Annotated in this window: 15 protein-coding genes; 13 read left to right on the top strand and 2 right to left on the bottom strand. The window is 53.0% G+C overall.

What is annotated here, in order from left to right; all coding sequences use genetic code 11:
- Together glnD and map are read right to left on the bottom strand one after the other, a co-directional pair.
- Entirely contained in the window at window positions 1-2679 is a 2679-nt protein-coding gene (gene glnD / locus ACX9GT_RS19675; RefSeq protein ID WP_473188330.1) for a bifunctional uridylyltransferase/uridylyl-removing protein GlnD, read from the bottom strand.
- 58 nt (window positions 2680-2737) lie between these two features.
- Window positions 2738-3535, bottom strand: a complete 798-nt coding sequence (map, locus tag ACX9GT_RS19670; protein ID WP_459401548.1) for a type I methionyl aminopeptidase — start codon at window positions 3533-3535, stop codon at window positions 2738-2740.
- A 351-nt stretch (window positions 3536-3886) separates the two neighbouring features.
- Between map and rpsB the strand changes: the two genes are divergently transcribed.
- The 13 genes from rpsB (at window position 3887) to lpxA (ending at window position 17331) form a co-directional block, all read left to right on the top strand.
- A complete protein-coding gene (gene rpsB / locus ACX9GT_RS19665; RefSeq protein WP_473188329.1) occupies window positions 3887-4612 on the top strand; it encodes a 30S ribosomal protein S2 in 726 nt (241 codons plus the stop codon).
- 117 nt (window positions 4613-4729) lie between these two features.
- Window positions 4730-5581 (top strand): translation elongation factor Ts, encoded by an 852-nt coding sequence (tsf, locus tag ACX9GT_RS19660; protein WP_473188328.1) that lies wholly within the window; start codon window positions 4730-4732, stop codon window positions 5579-5581.
- A gap of 148 nt (window positions 5582-5729) precedes the next feature.
- Window positions 5730-6455, top strand: a complete 726-nt coding sequence (gene pyrH, locus ACX9GT_RS19655) for a UMP kinase (RefSeq protein WP_337261329.1) — start codon at window positions 5730-5732, stop codon at window positions 6453-6455.
- Between the two features lie 122 nt (window positions 6456-6577).
- Window positions 6578-7135, top strand: coding sequence for a ribosome recycling factor (gene frr / locus ACX9GT_RS19650; RefSeq protein WP_473188327.1), 558 nt, complete (start codon window positions 6578-6580; stop codon window positions 7133-7135).
- A 157-nt stretch (window positions 7136-7292) separates the two neighbouring features.
- Window positions 7293-8489 (top strand): 1-deoxy-D-xylulose-5-phosphate reductoisomerase, encoded by a 1197-nt coding sequence (gene ispC / locus ACX9GT_RS19645; protein ID WP_473188326.1) that lies wholly within the window; start codon window positions 7293-7295, stop codon window positions 8487-8489.
- Between the two features lie 282 nt (window positions 8490-8771).
- Window positions 8772-9530 (top strand): (2E,6E)-farnesyl-diphosphate-specific ditrans,polycis-undecaprenyl-diphosphate synthase, encoded by a 759-nt coding sequence (ispU, locus tag ACX9GT_RS19640; RefSeq protein ID WP_473188325.1) that lies wholly within the window; start codon window positions 8772-8774, stop codon window positions 9528-9530.
- 9 nt (window positions 9531-9539) lie between these two features.
- Entirely contained in the window at window positions 9540-10388 is an 849-nt protein-coding gene (gene cdsA, locus ACX9GT_RS19635; RefSeq protein ID WP_473188324.1) for a phosphatidate cytidylyltransferase, read from the top strand.
- Between the two features lie 33 nt (window positions 10389-10421).
- Entirely contained in the window at window positions 10422-11777 is a 1356-nt protein-coding gene (gene rseP, locus ACX9GT_RS19630) for a sigma E protease regulator RseP (RefSeq protein ID WP_473188323.1), read from the top strand.
- 35 nt (window positions 11778-11812) lie between these two features.
- A complete protein-coding gene (gene bamA / locus ACX9GT_RS19625) occupies window positions 11813-14236 on the top strand; it encodes an outer membrane protein assembly factor BamA (protein ID WP_473188322.1) in 2424 nt (807 codons plus the stop codon).
- A 161-nt stretch (window positions 14237-14397) separates the two neighbouring features.
- Window positions 14398-14895 (top strand): molecular chaperone Skp, encoded by a 498-nt coding sequence (skp, locus tag ACX9GT_RS19620; protein ID WP_076943703.1) that lies wholly within the window; start codon window positions 14398-14400, stop codon window positions 14893-14895.
- Window positions 14896-14899: 4 nt separating this feature from the next.
- Complete coding sequence (gene lpxD / locus ACX9GT_RS19615) at window positions 14900-15922, top strand: UDP-3-O-(3-hydroxymyristoyl)glucosamine N-acyltransferase (protein ID WP_473188321.1); 1023 nt, start codon at window positions 14900-14902, stop codon at window positions 15920-15922.
- A gap of 161 nt (window positions 15923-16083) precedes the next feature.
- A complete protein-coding gene (gene fabZ, locus ACX9GT_RS19610; protein WP_473191643.1) occupies window positions 16084-16539 on the top strand; it encodes a 3-hydroxyacyl-ACP dehydratase FabZ in 456 nt (151 codons plus the stop codon).
- Between the two features lie 3 nt (window positions 16540-16542).
- A complete protein-coding gene (gene lpxA, locus ACX9GT_RS19605; RefSeq protein ID WP_473188320.1) occupies window positions 16543-17331 on the top strand; it encodes an acyl-ACP--UDP-N-acetylglucosamine O-acyltransferase in 789 nt (262 codons plus the stop codon).

Genomic DNA, 17331 nt, shown 5'->3' with positions numbered 1-17331 from the left:
TCACATTTTATCGTTTGGATTGAGGGCCTCTGTCAACCGTTGTTCCAACTTTCTGCGCGTTTCTGGATTCAGAGCACGCCGATCGCTGTCGGCCAAAATAAATAAGTCCTCGACCCGCTCGCCGATGGTGGAAATGCGCGCGCCGTGCAGCGAAAGCCCAAGCGCGGCAAACACTTCACCGACCCGCGCCAGCAGGCCGGGCTGATCGAGAGCAATCAGTTCCAGATAGCTGCGACGATCGTTATGGGTCGGCAGGAAATTGACCTCGGTCGGTACGCTGAAATGACGCAGCTTGGAGGAAGGGCGGCGCGCGCGCGGTGGCTGATATTCCCGCTGAGTGATCGCCTGCTCCAGCGCATGGCGGATCGCGGCATGGCGATCTTGTGCCAGCGGGCTGCCGTCCGGCTCCAGCACGATAAAGGTGTCCATGGCGATCCCGTCGCGGTTGGTGAAGATCTGGGCGTCGTGCACGCTGAGGTTACGCCGATCCAGTTCGCCGACCACGGCGGCAAACAGGTAAGGGCGATCCGGGCTCCAGATAAAGATCTCGGTGCCGCCACGCGTTGCCTGACGGCTGACCAGCACCAGCGGTTTGGTCGAATCATGCACCAGCAGATGGCGGGCATGCCATGCCAGCTGATTTGGTGAATGGCGCAGGAAGTAATCGGCGCGGCAACGGCTCCAGATGTGGTGCAGAGCCTCTTCGTCGATATTGTCCATGCGCAGCAACGCCAGCGCTTGCAGGCGATGATGGCGCACGCGTTCGCGCAGATCCGGGCTGTTCTGCATACCGCGACGCAGTTGCTTTTCGGTAGCGAAGTACAGTTCGCGCAGCAGGCTCTGTTTCCAACTGTTCCACAAGTTTTCGTTAGTGGCGCAGATATCCGCGACCGTCAGGCAGACCAGATAACGCAGGCGGGTTTCGCTCTGCACTTCGCTGCTGAATTGCTGGATCACGTTAGGATCCTGAATATCGCGCCGCTGAGCGGTGACGGACATCAGCAGGTGGCAGCGCACCAGCCAGGCAACCAGCTGTGTTTCACGGGAGTTCAGGCCGTGCAGCTCCGCAAATTCAAGAGCGTCCTGCGCGCCAAGAATGGAGTGATCGCCACCGCGCCCTTTGGCAATATCGTGGAATAGCGCCGCCAGTAACAGCAATTCAGGGTGCGGCAAGCGGGGATACAGCTCCACGCATAGCGGATGGCGTGGGCGCGTCTCCTCATCGGCGAAGCTCTCCAATTTTTGCAGGACACGGACGGTGTGCTCGTCAACGGTATAGGCATGGAACAGATCAAACTGCATCTGGCCGACGATGTTGCCCCACTGCGGCATATAGGCCCAGAGTACGCTGTGACGATGCATGGGCACCAATGCGCGCGAAACCGCACCGGGATGGCGCAGAATGGCCATAAACAGATCGCGGGCTTCGGGAATATTGCACAAGGGTTGCTTCAGGTGGCGGCGAGCGTGGCGCAACTGGCGCACCGTGGTGGAGTAAATGCCTTTGATTTCGCGGTTACGCACCATCAGGTAGAACATGCGCATAATGGCTTCTGGCTGGCGGATAAACAGCGTTTCGTCACGCAGATCGATCAGATCGCCGCGCAGTTGGAAATCGTCATTCAGCGGGCGGGGTTTTTCCGTGGCATCCAGCGCCAGAATAGCCTCGTCAAACAGCTGCAATAGCATGTGATTCAGTTCGCTGGCGCGGCGCGTCATGCGGTAGAAATCTTTCATCATGCGCTCTACCGGCTCATTGCCTTCGCCTTCATAACGCAGCAACTGGGCTACGTTGAGCTGGCGATCGAACAGCAGGCGGTTGTCGTAGCGCGGCAGCACCAGATGCAGGGCAAAACGGATGCGCCACAGAAAGCTCTGGCACTCTTTCAGTTCGTTGCGCTCGGCCTGGGTCAGGAAGCCAAAACCGACCATTTCGTCCAGCGAAGTAGCGCCAAAGTGGCGTCGAGCCACCCACAGCAAGGTATGGATATCGCGCAGGCCGCCGGGGCTGCTTTTAATATCCGGCTCCAGGTTGTAACTGGTGCCGTGGTAACGCTGGTGGCGCTCCTGTTGTTCGAGCACTTTGGCGTGAAAGAATTCTGGCGATGGCCAGAAACCATCGCTGAAAATGTGCTTCTGCATTTGCAGGAACAGGGCGACGTCGCCGCAGATCATGCGTGATTCGATCAGGTTGGTGGCAACCGTTAAATCGGCCAGCCCTTCCAGCAGGCATTCTTCTAACGTCCGCACGCTGTGGCCGACTTCCAGCTTCAGATCCCACAGCAGGGTAATCAATTCACCTACGCGGGCTGCCTGTTCATCGCTCAGGTGGCGCTGGCTGAGCACCAGCACGTCGATGTCGGAAAGCGGGTGCAACTCGCCACGGCCATAACCGCCCACGGCAACCAGCGCGGTTTCCGGGATATCTTTAAAACCGTAGAACACCCACAAACGGCGCAGCAGTCGGTCGATGAATTTGCTGCGGGCAACCACCAAACTTTCGGCGCTGGAACCGGCATTGAAGGCCGCGGCCAGCCACTGCTGGAACTGCTCAAGGCGCTGTTTGAGCACCAAGCAGTTGAGCTCTTCATCGCCGTAGGCGTTGGGGGACTCAGGCTGTTTTGGCACGGCCTGTTGCAGATTGACCGATGTGTCTTGCTCACGATAATTTTCAGACATGATTCGCAGCCCATAAAAAAGCCGGCATCAGCCGGCTTGTGACCAGAAACAGCAGTGCTTACTGTTGTTCGTGCGTAATGATGTTGGGGATGGTGTCATCCTTGCGCAACGTCATTATCTCGCAGCCGTTATCAGTGACCACAATAGTATGCTCATACTGTGCCGACAAGCTGCGATCTTTGGTTTTTACCGTCCAACCGTCCTTCATGGTGCGGATACGGAAATCACCGGCATTCACCATGGGTTCGATGGTGAAGGCCATACCGGCCTGCAACACGACGCCGCCATCGTCAGCATCGTAATGCAGCACCTGGGGTTCTTCGTGGAACACCTCACCAATACCATGGCCGCAATATTCGCGCACCACGGAGAATTTCTCGGCTTCTACATACTGCTGGATGGCTTTACCCAGGGTGCGCAGGCGGATACCCGGTTTGACCATTTTCAGCGCCAGATACAGACTTTCCTGCGTGATACGGCACAGGCGCTCGCCCAGAATGGTGGGGGTGCCGACGATAAACATCTTGGAAGTATCACCGTGGAAACCGTCTTTGATCACGGTAACGTCGATGTTGACGATATCGCCATCTTTCAGCACTTTTTCATCGCTTGGGATACCGTGGCAGACCACTTCATTCACCGAGATACAGACGGATTTCGGGAAGCCGTGATAACCCAGGCAGGCAGAAATGGCCTGCTGTTCGTTGGTGATATAGCTATGACAGATTCTATCCAGTTCGCCGGTGGTCACGCCAGGTTTGACGTGCGGTTCGATGATCTCCAGCACTTCAGCGGCCAGGCGGCCTGCAACGCGCATTTTTTGGATGTCATCAGGTGTTTTAATTGAGATTGCCATGAAATTAGTCCGCAGGTGTCTTATCGTCGACAGTATTAAGGAAAGGCTTGGACTTATGGTATCAGCCCGCTCAAAGGCTGCCAAATTTGATTTCGAAACGGCGGTGCGAATGCAACAAATGTTGGTGTCAGAGGCGGGTTTATGGTATAAAGCGCGCCGGCAGATCCGCACTTCATCCTTGTGAGTGGTGCGGAGATGACCGAGGTACTTTAACTGCACTCACATTGTGTAAATAACACACACGTATCGACACATTCGCCGGGGTGCCTTGAGATGGTTTAGGCCATTGTCCGGGTCGGCGTTATGGGATACGTGGAGGCATAACCCCAATCACTCTATAGAGGTTTAATCATGGCAACTGTTTCCATGCGCGACATGCTCCAGGCCGGTGTACACTTTGGTCACCAGACCCGTTACTGGAACCCGAAAATGAAGCCTTTCATCTTCGGCGCACGTAACAAGGTTCACATCATCAACCTGGAAAAAACCGTACCAATGGCCAACGCAGCCTTGGCTGAGCTGACCAAGATCTCTTCCCGTAAAGGTAAGATCCTGTTCGTTGGTACCAAGCGCGCAGCAAGCGAAGCGGTAAAAGAATATGCTAACAACTGCGATCAGTTCTTCGTGAACCATCGCTGGTTGGGCGGCATGCTGACTAACTGGAAAACCGTTCGTCAGTCAATCAAACGTTTGAAAGATCTGGAAATCCAGTCTCAAGATGGCACCTTTGACAAGCTGACCAAGAAAGAAGCGCTGATGCGTACTCGTGAATTGGATAAGCTGGAAAACTCTCTGGGTGGTATCAAGGACATGGGTGGTCTGCCAGACGCTCTGTTTGTTATCGATGCCGATCACGAACACATCGCGATCAAAGAAGCCAACAACCTGGGTATCCCGGTATTCTCTATCGTTGATACCAACTCCGATCCAGACGGCGTTGACTTCATTATCCCTGGTAACGACGACGCAATCCGTGCAATCAAATTGTACCTGACTGCCGTTGCTACTGCCGTCCGTGAAGGTCGTTCTCAAGATCTGGCCGTTCAGGCGGAAGAAAGCTTCGTAGAAGCTGAATAATAAGGTCAAGCCCTTATTAACCAGGTATTGAATATGTTGGTTAGGGGGGCCTTTAAAGGCCCCCTTTGCTTATCTGAATGAGAACTGTCTCCACGTGAGATAACCGAGGAAAAAGAAATGGCTGATATTACCGCTGCTCTGGTAAAAGAACTGCGTGAGCGTACTGCCGCAGGCATGATGGAATGTAAGAAAGCGCTGGTTGAATCTAACGGCGACATCGAGCTGGCTATCGAAAATATGCGTAAGTCTGGCGCGATCAAAGCAGCGAAAAAAGCAGGCAACGTAGCTGCTGACGGCGTGATCAAAACCAAGATCGAAGGCAACTACGGCATGATTCTGGAAGTTAACTGCCAGACTGACTTCGTGGCTAAAGATGCTGGTTTCCAGGCGTTTGCTAACAAAGTGCTGGATGCGGCTGTTGCTGGCAAAATCACTGACGTTGACGTGCTGAAAGCGCAGTTCGAAGAAGAGCGCGTAGCGCTGGTGGCAAAAATTGGTGAGAACATCAATATCCGCCGCGTGGCTGCTCTGGAAGGCGAAGTGCTGGGTAGCTACCTGCACGGCGCGCGCATCGGTGTACTGGTGGCGGCTAAAGGTGCTGACGAAGAGCTGGTTAAGCAGCTGGCGATGCACGTTGCGGCAAGCAAGCCTGAGTTCGTGAAGCCTGAAGATGTGTCTGCTGAAGTGGTAGAAAAAGAGTACCAGGTTCAGTTGGACATCGCCATGCAGTCTGGCAAGCCGAAAGAAATCGCAGAGAAAATGGTTGAAGGCCGCATGAAGAAATTCACCGGTGAAGTCTCTCTGACCGGTCAACCTTTCGTGATGGATCCTGCCAAAACCGTTGGTCAACTGCTGAAAGAGCACAACGCTGACGTGATCAATTTCATCCGCTTCGAAGTGGGTGAAGGCATCGAGAAAGTTGAAACTGACTTTGCTGCTGAAGTTGCAGCAATGAGCAAACAGTCTTAATGCCTGTTAATGGAGCCGCCGTCAGGCGGTTCCATTTTATCCAGCCAGAGATAATCCGATGGCGGGCCTGGTGCGGCTATACTCAGCACAGGCGCAACGTGTCGGCCCAAACCTCCAATACTATTACTGCTTCTTAGGACAGAACACCATGGCAACCAATGCAAAACCCGTTTATCAGCGTATCCTGCTCAAACTGAGCGGCGAAGCCCTGCAAGGTGCAGAAGGTTTTGGTATCGACGCGAGCGTTTTGGATCGCATGGCTCAGGAAGTCAAAGAGCTGGTCGAGCTAGGAATTCAGGTCGGTGTAGTTATTGGCGGTGGTAACCTTTTCCGCGGTGCGGGCCTGGCACAAGCCGGCATGAACCGCGTTGTGGGCGACCACATGGGAATGCTGGCGACCGTGATGAACGGCCTGGCTATGCGTGATGCACTGCACCGCGCCTATGTGAACGCTCGCCTGATGTCGGCAATTCCACTGAACGGTGTGTGTGATAACTACAGTTGGGCAGAGGCGATCAGCCTGCTGCGCAATAACCGCGTGGTGATTTTCTCTGCCGGTACCGGTAACCCGTTTTTCACCACTGATTCTGCTGCTTGCCTGCGTGGGATCGAAATTGAAGCCGATGTGGTATTGAAAGCGACTAAAGTGGATGGTGTATACTCCGCTGACCCGGTGAAAAACCCAGATGCCACGCTGTACGAACAGTTAACCTATCAGGACGTGCTGGAGCGCGAGTTGAAAGTGATGGATCTGGCCGCGTTTACGCTGGCGCGCGATCATGGCTTGCCTATCCGCGTGTTCAACATGAATAAGCCGGGCGCACTGCGCCGGGTGGTGATGGGTGAGAACGAAGGCACGCTGATCACCAAATAAAGGGTGTTCGGTCAAATTTAGCGGGGCGGATAACGCCGGGCGTTGGCCGCTCCTTGATTAACATTCACGGGCTCTACGTGTTGTATTGCCTGCCAAGTAACCAGCTTCCAAGGGTTCGCAACGTGATTAATGAAATCAGAAAAGATGCTGATTCACGCATGGAAAAAAGCGTCGAAGCATTCAAAAATCAAATCAGCAAGATCCGCACCGGCCGTGCTTCACCAAGCATTCTGGACGGTATCATGGTGGAATATTACGGTTCGGCAACGCCGCTGCGTCAGTTGGCCAACGTGACCGTAGAAGATTCCCGCACTCTGGCGATCAACCTGTTCGATCGCTCTTTGGGTTCGGCAGTAGAAAAAGCCATTATGTCATCCGATCTCGGCCTGAACCCAAGCTCAGCCGGTAGCGTGATCCGTGTTCCGCTTCCGCCGCTGACTGAAGAACGCCGTAAAGATCTGATCAAAGTGGTGCGTGGCGAAGCTGAGCAGGGGCGCGTGGCCGTGCGTAACGTGCGTCGCGATGCTAACGATAAAGTCAAAGCGCTGCTGAAAGACAAAGAAATCAGCGAAGATGAAGATCGTCGTTCACAGGACGATATTCAAAAGATGACCGATGCCTACATCAAACTGCTTGATGCGGCGCTGGCAGACAAAGAAAAAGAGCTGATGGATTTCTAATCAGCATCGCGCAGAAAGAAAGCGTCGCCTGGGCGGCGCTTTCTTTTTTGTGGCGAAGATCCCGTTTTATCGTACTGAAAGATCATAGACAAGCGGTGGTTCAGGTTACACACTGGAGCACTTCCGATCTCATCAGACAGTGATTCAGAGCAAACTCATGAAGCAACTGACTATTCTGGGCTCCACTGGCTCGGTGGGCACCAGCACCCTGGCCGTGGTCAGGGAGAATCCCGACCTTTTCGCGATCAAAGCACTGGTAGGTGGCCGTAATGTGGCGGTGATGGCGCAGCAGTGCATGGAGTTTCGCCCTGCTTATGTGTCTATGGCCGATGAAAGCGCTGCGCGCGAATTACGGATCATCCTGGCGGAAAACGCGGTGAAAACCGAGGTGCTGTCGGGTGAGCAGTCTGCTTGCGAATTGGCTGCATTGAACGATGTTGATCAGGTGACGGCTGCCATTGTCGGAGCCGCAGGATTGTTGCCTACCTTGGCCGCTGTTCGTGCCGGTAAGCAGGTGTTATTGGCGAACAAAGAGTCGTTAGTGACCTGCGGCCGGCTGTTTATGGAGGCGGTACAAAAGAGCCAGGCACAATTGTTGCCGCTGGACAGTGAGCATAACGCTATTTTCCAGAGTTTGCCTGAGAGCATTCAGCGCCAGTTGGGATATTCCTGTCTGCAGGAACATGGTGTTTCGCGTATTGTTCTGACCGGTTCTGGCGGGCCATTCCGCACCACGCCATTGGCGCAGTTTGCGGCCATGACGCCGGATCAGGCCTGTGCGCACCCTAACTGGTCGATGGGCCGCAAGATCTCGGTGGATTCCGCCACCATGATGAATAAAGGCCTGGAATACATCGAAGCTCGCTGGTTGTTTAATGCCTCAGCCGAGCAAATGGAAGTCATCCTGCATCCGCAGTCGGTGATCCATTCCATGGTGCGCTATGCTGATGGTAGCGTGCTAGCACAATTGGGTACGCCAGATATGCGCACCCCGATCGCTCATGCGATGGCCTACCCGCAGCGGGTTCACTCTGGGGTGGCGGCGCTCGATTTTTGCCGTATAGGCGCGCTGACCTTCTCTGAACCGGAGCGTGAGCGTTATCCGTGCCTGTATCTGGCGATTGAAGCCTTTGATGCTGGGCAAGCTGCAACAACGGCGATCAATGCAGCCAATGAAATCGCCGTGGCGGCATTCTTGCAGGAAGAAATTCGATTTACCGACATTGCTGTGGTGAATCAAACAGTGGTTGAACGTTTGGCATTGCAGGAACCTTCTTGTGTTGAGGGGGTTTTAGACATCGATCGTCAGGCTCGTGAAATAGCTCGCAACGTGGTCCGGGTATTGCGTGTTTAATCTGTAGCGCATTGTCTGATTTTGTTTGCAAATTGCGTTCGCAACCGTGGGGCCGTTTGTTCGCGCTTCACGGAGGTGGTATAGTCTGCGCCACAATCATCGGATATACCGTTGAATAATGGCCGGATTGGTGCGTCATGAACCGATATTTCCCAGACGTTTTCTGGGGGCGCAAGGTGGGCAGACTGAAAAGCTGTGTCAGGCACACGGCTTTTTTTGCGCGCTAGGGCTGGATGTTCCGGTTAGGCTGGTGTGTTTCTACCGAGGGAATAAGTACGAGTTATGTCGTCCGCAAACCAACAAGAAGCTAATCTGTCTGCTCAGGGGCCGCGTCATGTCGCTATTATTATGGATGGCAACGGGCGATGGGCTAAACGTCAGGGTAAGTTACGTGTCTTCGGTCATAAAGCAGGAGTGAAGTCAGTACGCCGTGCGGTCAGTTTTGCTGCCAGTAACCATTTGGATGCACTCACGCTTTACGCCTTCAGCAGTGAGAACTGGAATCGCCCGGCACAGGAAGTGTCTGCCCTGATGGAACTGTTCGTGCGCGCACTGGACAGCGAAGTAAAAAGTTTGCATAAACATAACGTCAGGCTGCGTGTGATCGGCGATATTAGCCGTTTCAGCGCCCGTTTGCAGGAACGTATTCGTCGCTCTGAGCAACTGACAGAAAACAACGATGGCCTGACGCTGAATATTGCCGCCAATTATGGTGGGCGTTGGGATATCATTCAAGGAGTGAGGGATCTGGCCGAGCAGGTGCAGCAAGGTGTGTTGCGCCCGGAACAGATCAGCGAGGAACTGCTGAGTGAACGTGTCTGCATGAGCGATCTGTCACCAGTGGATTTAGTGATCCGTACCGGTGGCGAACATCGCATAAGTAACTTCTTGTTGTGGCAAATTGCTTACGCCGAGCTTTACTTTACTGATGTACTCTGGCCTGATTTTGATGAACTTGTCTTTGAAGGTGCGCTGAATGCATTTGCACAACGTGAGCGTCGCTTCGGGGGAACAACACCTATCGGCGCCAATGCGCCTTAGGGGGAACCTTTGCTGAAGTATCGCCTCATCACTGCTCTGATTTTAATTCCGCTGGTTATCGCAGCGCTGTTCTTGCTGCCGCCGCTGGGCTTTGCCTTGGTCACACTCGCTGTGTGCATGTTAGCAGCCTGGGAATGGGGACAGCTTGCCGGTTTCGCAACGCGTTCGCAGCGTCTCTGGTTGGCGATATTATGCGGCTTCCTGCTGGCATTGATGATGCTCAGTGTGCCCGCCTATCATCACACCGCCGATCGGTTACAGGTCGGTGTGCCTCTGTGGTTGTCGCTGGTCTGGTGGTTGGTAGCACTGCTACTGGTGCTCTTCTACCCCGGTTCCGCTGCACTGTGGCGTCATTCGCGCCCGCTGCGTCTGGTGTTCGGCCTGCTGACCATTGTCCCGTTCTTCTGGGGTATGGTGGCTTTGCGCCAGTTCGGTTATGAGCAGAATCATTTTACCGGTGCTTGGTGGTTGCTGTACGTCATGCTGCTGGTATGGGGAGCCGATTCTGGTGCCTATATGTTCGGCAAATTGTTCGGCAAGCACAAACTGGCACCGAAGGTTTCTCCAGGTAAAACCTGGGAAGGGCTGATTGGTGGGTTGGTGACTTCGGCGGTGATTTCGTGGCTGTTTGGTCGCTATGCGCCGTTGAATATTGTTCCAGTCACTTTACTGGTTTGTTCAGTGATTGCTGCGCTGGCTTCGGTGTTAGGCGATCTCACTGAAAGTATGTTCAAACGTGAAGCGGGTATCAAAGACAGTGGTCATTTGATACCAGGGCACGGCGGGATACTGGATCGTATTGATAGTTTGACCGCAGCAGTGCCTGTATTTGCCTGCTTGATGCTGTTAGTGTTTTAATCCGTCGTCATCGGCGGGGAGTGAAGGGTTTATATGGTCAGCGTGCTCTGGAACTTGGTAGCGTTTGTTATTGCTCTGGGTGTATTGATCACCGTACATGAGTTTGGGCACTTTTGGGTGGCCCGCCGCTGTGGTGTCCGTGTAGAACGCTTCTCCATTGGTTTTGGCCGGGCGCTGTGGCGCCGTACTGACCGCCAGGGCACTGAATATGTCATCGCCATGATCCCCCTTGGCGGTTATGTCAAAATGCTTGACGAGCGCGTAGAAACGGTTGCACCGGAGCAGCGTCATCAGGCGTTCAACAATAAAACAGTCTGGCAGCGCGCGGCGATTATCAGCGCTGGCCCCATCGCCAACTTCCTGTTTGCCATCCTGGCTTACTGGATCGTCTTCATCATCGGCGTGCCGAGTTTCCGCCCGGTTATTGGCGAAATTGCGCCACAATCCATTGCGGCCATTGCCGAAATTTCCCCAGGCATGGAACTTAAGTCCGTTGACGGTATCGAAACGCCTGATTGGGAATCCGTTCGGCTGGCACTGGTGAGTAAAATTGGTGATGCGCAAACCGAGGTAGGGGTTGCCCCGTTCGGTTCTTCACAGGTGGTGAGCAAAACTCTGGATCTGCGTCATTGGAGTTTTGAGCCGGACAAAGAAGATCCTGTTCGTTCCCTAGGCATGATCCCGCGTGGTCCGCAGATAGAATCTGTGCTGGCAGAAGTGCAACAAGGATCGGCTGCGCAAAAGGCAGGTTTACAAACAGGGGACAGGATCGTTAAAGTCGATGGTCAGTTGCTTGGGCGTTGGTCAACCTTGGTTAAACGGATCCATGATGGCCCGGGTAAACCGTTGGTTTTAGGGATCGAAAGAAACGGCAACCCCTTGTCTTTAACGCTGATACCGGATACAAAGCCGGTGGGAAAAGATAAAACGGTAGGTTTTGCAGGCATAATACCGAAAGTGCTACCGTTGCCTGATGAGTATAAGACGATTCGCCAGTATGGGCCGTTCCCTGCGTTATATCAGGCTGGGGACAAAACCTGGCAGCTAATGCGGCTGACGGTCAACATGCTGGGTAAATTAATCACCGGTGATGTAAAGCTGAACAATCTGAGTGGCCCGATTTCCATTGCACAGGGAGCAGGGGCGTCAGCAGGGGTTGGGTTTGTGTATTATATGATGTTTCTGGCGTTGATTAGTGTCAACCTAGGGATCATCAACCTATTCCCATTACCGGTATTAGATGGTGGGCATCTCCTCTTCCTGGCGATAGAAAAGCTGAAGGGTGGGCCGGTTTCTGAGCGAGTACAGGACTACAGTTATCGCATCGGTTCGATCGTGTTGATACTGTTAATGGGTCTTGCACTTTTCAATGATTTTTCTCGCCTTTAGGGGCGGGGACAGGTTAGGAAGAACGCATAACAACGATGGCGATGAAAAAGTTGCTCATAGCGTCGCTGCTGTTTGGCAGCGCCACCGTATACGGTGCAGACGGGTTCGTAGTGAAAGATATTCATTTCGAAGGCCTGCAACGAGTCGCCGTCGGTGCGGCGTTACTCAACATGCCGGTTCGCGTAGGCGATACCGTCTCTGATGATGATATCAGTAATACCATCCATGCCTTGTTTGCCACCGGCAACTTCGAGGATGTTCGCGTACTGCGCGATGGTGATACGCTGATTGTTCAGGTTAAGGAACGCCCTACCATTGCCAGCATCACTTTCTCCGGCAACAAGTCGGTGAAAGAGGATATGCTCAAGCAAAACCTGGAGGCTTCTGGCGTCCGGGTTGGTGAAGCACTCGACCGCACCACCTTATCCAGCATTGAAAAAGGGTTGGAAGACTTCTACTACAGCGTCGGGAAATACAGCGCCTCGGTAAAAGCTGTCGTGACACCGTTGCCGCGTAACCGTGTTGACCTGAAGCTGGTGTTCGCTGAAGGGGTTTCCGCCACGATCCAGCAAATCAATATTGTTGGCAACCATGCTTTCACCAACGATGAACTGATCTCACGCTTCCAATTGCGTGATGAAGTGCCATGGTGGAACGTGGTTGGCGATCGTAAATACCAGAAGCAGAAACTGGCGGGTGACCTTGAAATCCTGCGCAGCTTCTATCTGGATCGCGGTTATGCCCGTTTTAATATTGATTCGACGCAGGTTAGCCTGACGCCGGACAAAAAAGGGATTTATATCACCATCAACATTACAGAGGGCGAGCAGTATAAGCTCTCTGGTGTAGTGGTGAACGGCAACCTGGCGGGTCATTCGGCGGAAGTTGCCCAGTTGACCAAAATAGAGCCGGGTGAACTGTATAGCGGCAGCAAAGTGACCAAAATGGAAGACAACATCAAGAAGATGTTGGGCCGTTATGGTTATGCCTACCCGCGTGTGCAGACTCAGCCTGAAATCAATGATACGGATAAAACCGTGAAGCTGATGGTTAACATTGACGCGGGTAACCGTTTCTATGTTCGTCGCATCAAATTTGAAGGTAACGATACCAGCAAAGATGCCGTATTGCGTCGCGAAATGCGCCAGATGGAAGGCGCATGGCTGGGCAACGATCAGGTTGAACAGGGTAAAGATCGCCTGAACCGCTTGGGTTACTTCGAAACCGTAGATGTAGAAACCCAGCGTGTACCGGGTACTCCAGATCAGGTTGATGTTGTCTACAAGGTGAAAGAACGTAACACCGGCACCCTGAACTTTGGTGTCGGTTACGGCACTGAGAGTGGCGTCAGCTTCCAGGCGGGTGTGCAGCAGGATAACTGGCTGGGTACGGGTTACTCTGTTGGTATCAACGGTACCAAGAACGATTATCAGACCTATGCCGAGCTGTCGGTCACCAACCCGTACTTCACCGTGGATGGTGTCAGCTTGGGTGGCCGCGTCTTCTATAATGACTTTAAGGCCAATAACGCCGATCTGTCTGATTATACCAACAGCAGCTATGGTGTAGACGGTACGCTGGGCTTCCCGATCAACGAGAACAACTCGTTGCGTGCTGGCTTGGGTTATGTTCATAACTCCCTGTCGCAAATGAAGCCGCAGATTGCCATGTGGCGTTATCTGGACTCAGTCGGTGAGAATCCGGATCTGATAAATCGCGCCAGCTATACGGCGAACGACTTCCCGCTGACGCTGGGTTGGACTTACAACAATCTGGATCGTGGTTATTTCCCGACGTCGGGTAACCGTACCACGCTGAATGGCAAGGTTGTTGCACCGGGTTCTGACAACTCGTACTACAAATTCACGTTGGATAGCACGCAATACTTGCCAATCGACGACGATGCTACCTGGGTGATGCTGGGCCGTGGTCGCGTGGGTTATGCCGATGGTCTTGGCGGCAAAGAGATGCCGTTCTATGAGAACTTCTATGCGGGTGGTTCAAGCACCGTGCGCGGCTTCCAGTCCAATACCATCGGTCCGAAAGCGGTTTACTACAACTCCAACTCGTACACTTGTAATGATGCGCCGGGTAGCAGCGTGCCGCAGGTTATCTGTAATTCCAGCGATGCGGTTGGTGGTAACGCCATGGCTGTTGCTAGCCTGGAGCTGATTACACCGACGCCGTTTATCAGCGAGAAATATGCCAACTCAGTGCGTACTTCCGTGTTTATGGATGCGGGTACGGTATGGGATACCAAGTGGCAGAACACTAGCCAGACGCGCATGTTCGATATTCCGGATTACAGCAAAGCGAGTAATATTCGCGTATCTGTAGGCCTTGCCGTGCAATGGATGTCACCGTTGGGGCCGTTGGTATTCTCTTATGCTGACCCGATCAAGAAATACGATGGTGATAAATCTGAGCAATTCCAGTTTAACATTGGTAAAACCTGGTAACGGGTTTCACTTCTGGGCATAAGCAGTTAAAAAGAATCGCAAATGCCAGACTGACATCAAAACAAAGGGAGAGGATTCTCATTGTGTTGCGTGCAAGGTCTGGCAGATTGTGTACTTCAAAGTGTCGTGTGACACAAACGGGTGATGGTAAGGAGTTTATAGTGAAAAAGTGGTTGTGTGCCGCAGGCCTCGGTTTAGCAATGGCTGCTTCAGCAGGCGTTCAGGCAGCTGACAAAATTGCTGTCGTTAACGTTTCCAGTATTTTCCAACAGTTGCCAGCACGTGAAGCCGTGGCTAAACAACTGGAAGGCGAGTTTAAAGGCCGCGCGAGCGAACTCCAGAACATGGAACGCGATCTGCAGACTAAAATGCAGAAATTGCAGCGTGACGGTTCTACCATGAAAGCGAGCGATCGTGCCAAAATGGAAAAGGATGTGATGGCACAGCGCGAGCAGTTCTCTCAGAAAGCTCAGGCTTTTGAGCAGGACAACCGTCGCCGCCAGATGGAAGAGCGTAACAAAATCCTGGGCCGTATTCAGGATGCCGTGAAAGCCGTTGCCAGCAAAGAAGGCTATGATGTAGTGATCGACGCTAACGCGGTGGCTTACGTAGGAACTTCTAAAGACATCACTGCTGACGTGCTGAAACAGGTTAAATAACAACATGCCTTCGATTCGACTGGCTGATTTAGCACAGCAGTTGGATGCACAATTGCACGGTGATGGCGATATTGCCATCACCGGCATTGCTTCTATGCATTCTGCCCAGGCTGGCCAAATCACGTTTTTGTCAAACAGCCGCTATCAAGAACAGCTGGCTTCTTGCCAGGCGAGTGCCGTTGTTTTGACCTCTGCAGATTTACCCCATTGTCGCTCTGCGGCGCTGGTGGTTAAGAACCCTTATCTGACTTATGCGCGTATGGCGCAATTGATGGATACCACGCCGGCACCTGCAGCGGATATCGCGCCTAGTGCGGTGATTTCCCCGGAAGCTCGGCTTGGGCAAAATGTTGCCATTGGGGCAAATGCGGTTATTGAGTCCGGTGCAGAACTCGGCGATAACGTGGTTATCGGCCCTGGCTGTTTTATCGGCAAACACGCACGCATTGGTGCGGGTACGCGTTTGTGGGCAAACGTGACGATTTATCATGAAGTTGAAATCGGCCAGCACTGCCTGATCCAATCTGGAACGGTGATTGGTGCTGATGGTTTCGGCTATGCTAACGAGCATGGCAACTGGATCAAGATTCCGCAGTTGGGTACGGTGATCATCGGCGATCGTGTCGAGATCGGCGCTTGTACCACTATCGATCGCGGGGCGCTGGATAACACTCTGATTGGGAATGGTGTTATCATTGATAACCAATGCCAGATTGCGCATAACGTAGTAATTGGCGACAATACCGCTGTCGCCGGTGGTGTGATTATGGCTGGCAGCCTGAAAATCGGCCGCTATTGCCAGATTGGTGGGGCCAGTGTGATCAATGGCCATATGGAGATCGCTGACAAGGTTGTTGTCACCGGTATGGGAATGGTTATGCGACCAATTACCGAACCTGGGGTATACTCCTCGGGCATTCCGTTACAACCCAATAAAGTTTGGCGTAAAACCGCTGCGTTGGTGATGAATATCGATGAGATCAGCAAGCGCTTAAAAGCTGTCGAACGAAAAGTCGGAAAAGACTGATCACCACTGCCCGCCTGACTGGGTGCACACCGAAACGCGTTGGCCTTAAAGCCAAAAGCGCAAAGAGTTGTTAATTTGCGGCCTGCATGATGATCTCCTTTTTGGGGTCAACGCAGGCCGTGTTGTTGATGCCATCAGTTTTTAGAGACAGGAAGAGTATTTTGACTACTGACACTCATACTCTGGATATTGCAGAAATTTTGGAACTGCTTCCTCACCGTTACCCATTCTTGCTGGTTGACCGTGTACTGGAGTTTGAAGAGAACAAATATCTGCGTGCAGTGAAAAACGTCTCTGTTAATGAGCCGTTTTTCCAGGGGCATTTCCCTGGTAAACCGATTTTCCCAGGCGTATTGATTCTGGAAGCGATGGCGCAGGCCACGGGTATTCTGGCATTCAAGAGCGTAGGTAAACTGGAACCGGGCGAATTGTATTATTTTGCAGGTATTGATGAAGCTCGCTTCAAACGCCCTGTGGTGCCAGGTGATCAGATGATCATGGAAGTCACTTTCGAAAAAACCCGCCGTGGCCTGACGCGCTTTAAAGGCGTGGCGACCGTTGACGGAAAAATTGTCTGCGAAGCAACCATGATGTGTGCCCGCAGCCGGGAGGCATAATCCGTGATTGATAAAACCGCCTTTATTCATCCTAGCGCGATCGTTGAAGAGGGTGCCGTTATCGGCGCTGGTGCGCAGATCGGTCCTTTCTGTTACGTCGGCTCCCAGGTGGAAATCGGCGCGGGTACGGTACTGAAATCTCACGTGGTGGTGAACGGTATCACTAAGATCGGCCGTGATAACCAGATTTATCAGTTCGCCTCCATTGGCGAAGTGAATCAGGATCTGAAGTATGCCGGTGAACCAACGCGTGTTGAGATTGGCGATCGTAACCGCATTCGCGAAAGCGTGACTATCCATCGCGGTACTGCGCAGGGTACGGGCCTAACCAAGGTGGGTAACGACAACCTGCTGATGGTTAACGTGCATGTTGCCCATGATTGTGTGGTCGGTAATTCCTGTGTGCTTGCCAACAACGCGACGCTGGCGGGCCATGTCGAGATTGACGACTACGCCATTATCGGTGGTATGACCGCTATCCATCAGTTCTGCGTTATCGGTGCTCATGTGATGGTGGGGGGCTGTTCCGGTGTGGCTCAGGACGTACCTCCTTTTGTCATCGCACAAGGCAACCATGCGACGCCGTTCGGGGTTAACGCCGTAGGGCTGAAACGCCGTGGTTTCGATAAGGATGAATTGCAGGCAATTCGTAACGCCTACAAAATCCTTTATCGCAGCGAAAAGACCTTGGATGAAGCTAAATCAGAAATCGAAACCCTGGCGCAAGAGCAGCCAGTGGTGCAGCAGTTCCTTGATTTCTTTAGCCGTTCCACCCGCGGGATCATTCGCTGA

The organism is Serratia sp. YWN4, from assembly GCF_055790845.1.
This window is presented reverse-complemented; position numbering and strand designations above follow the sequence as displayed.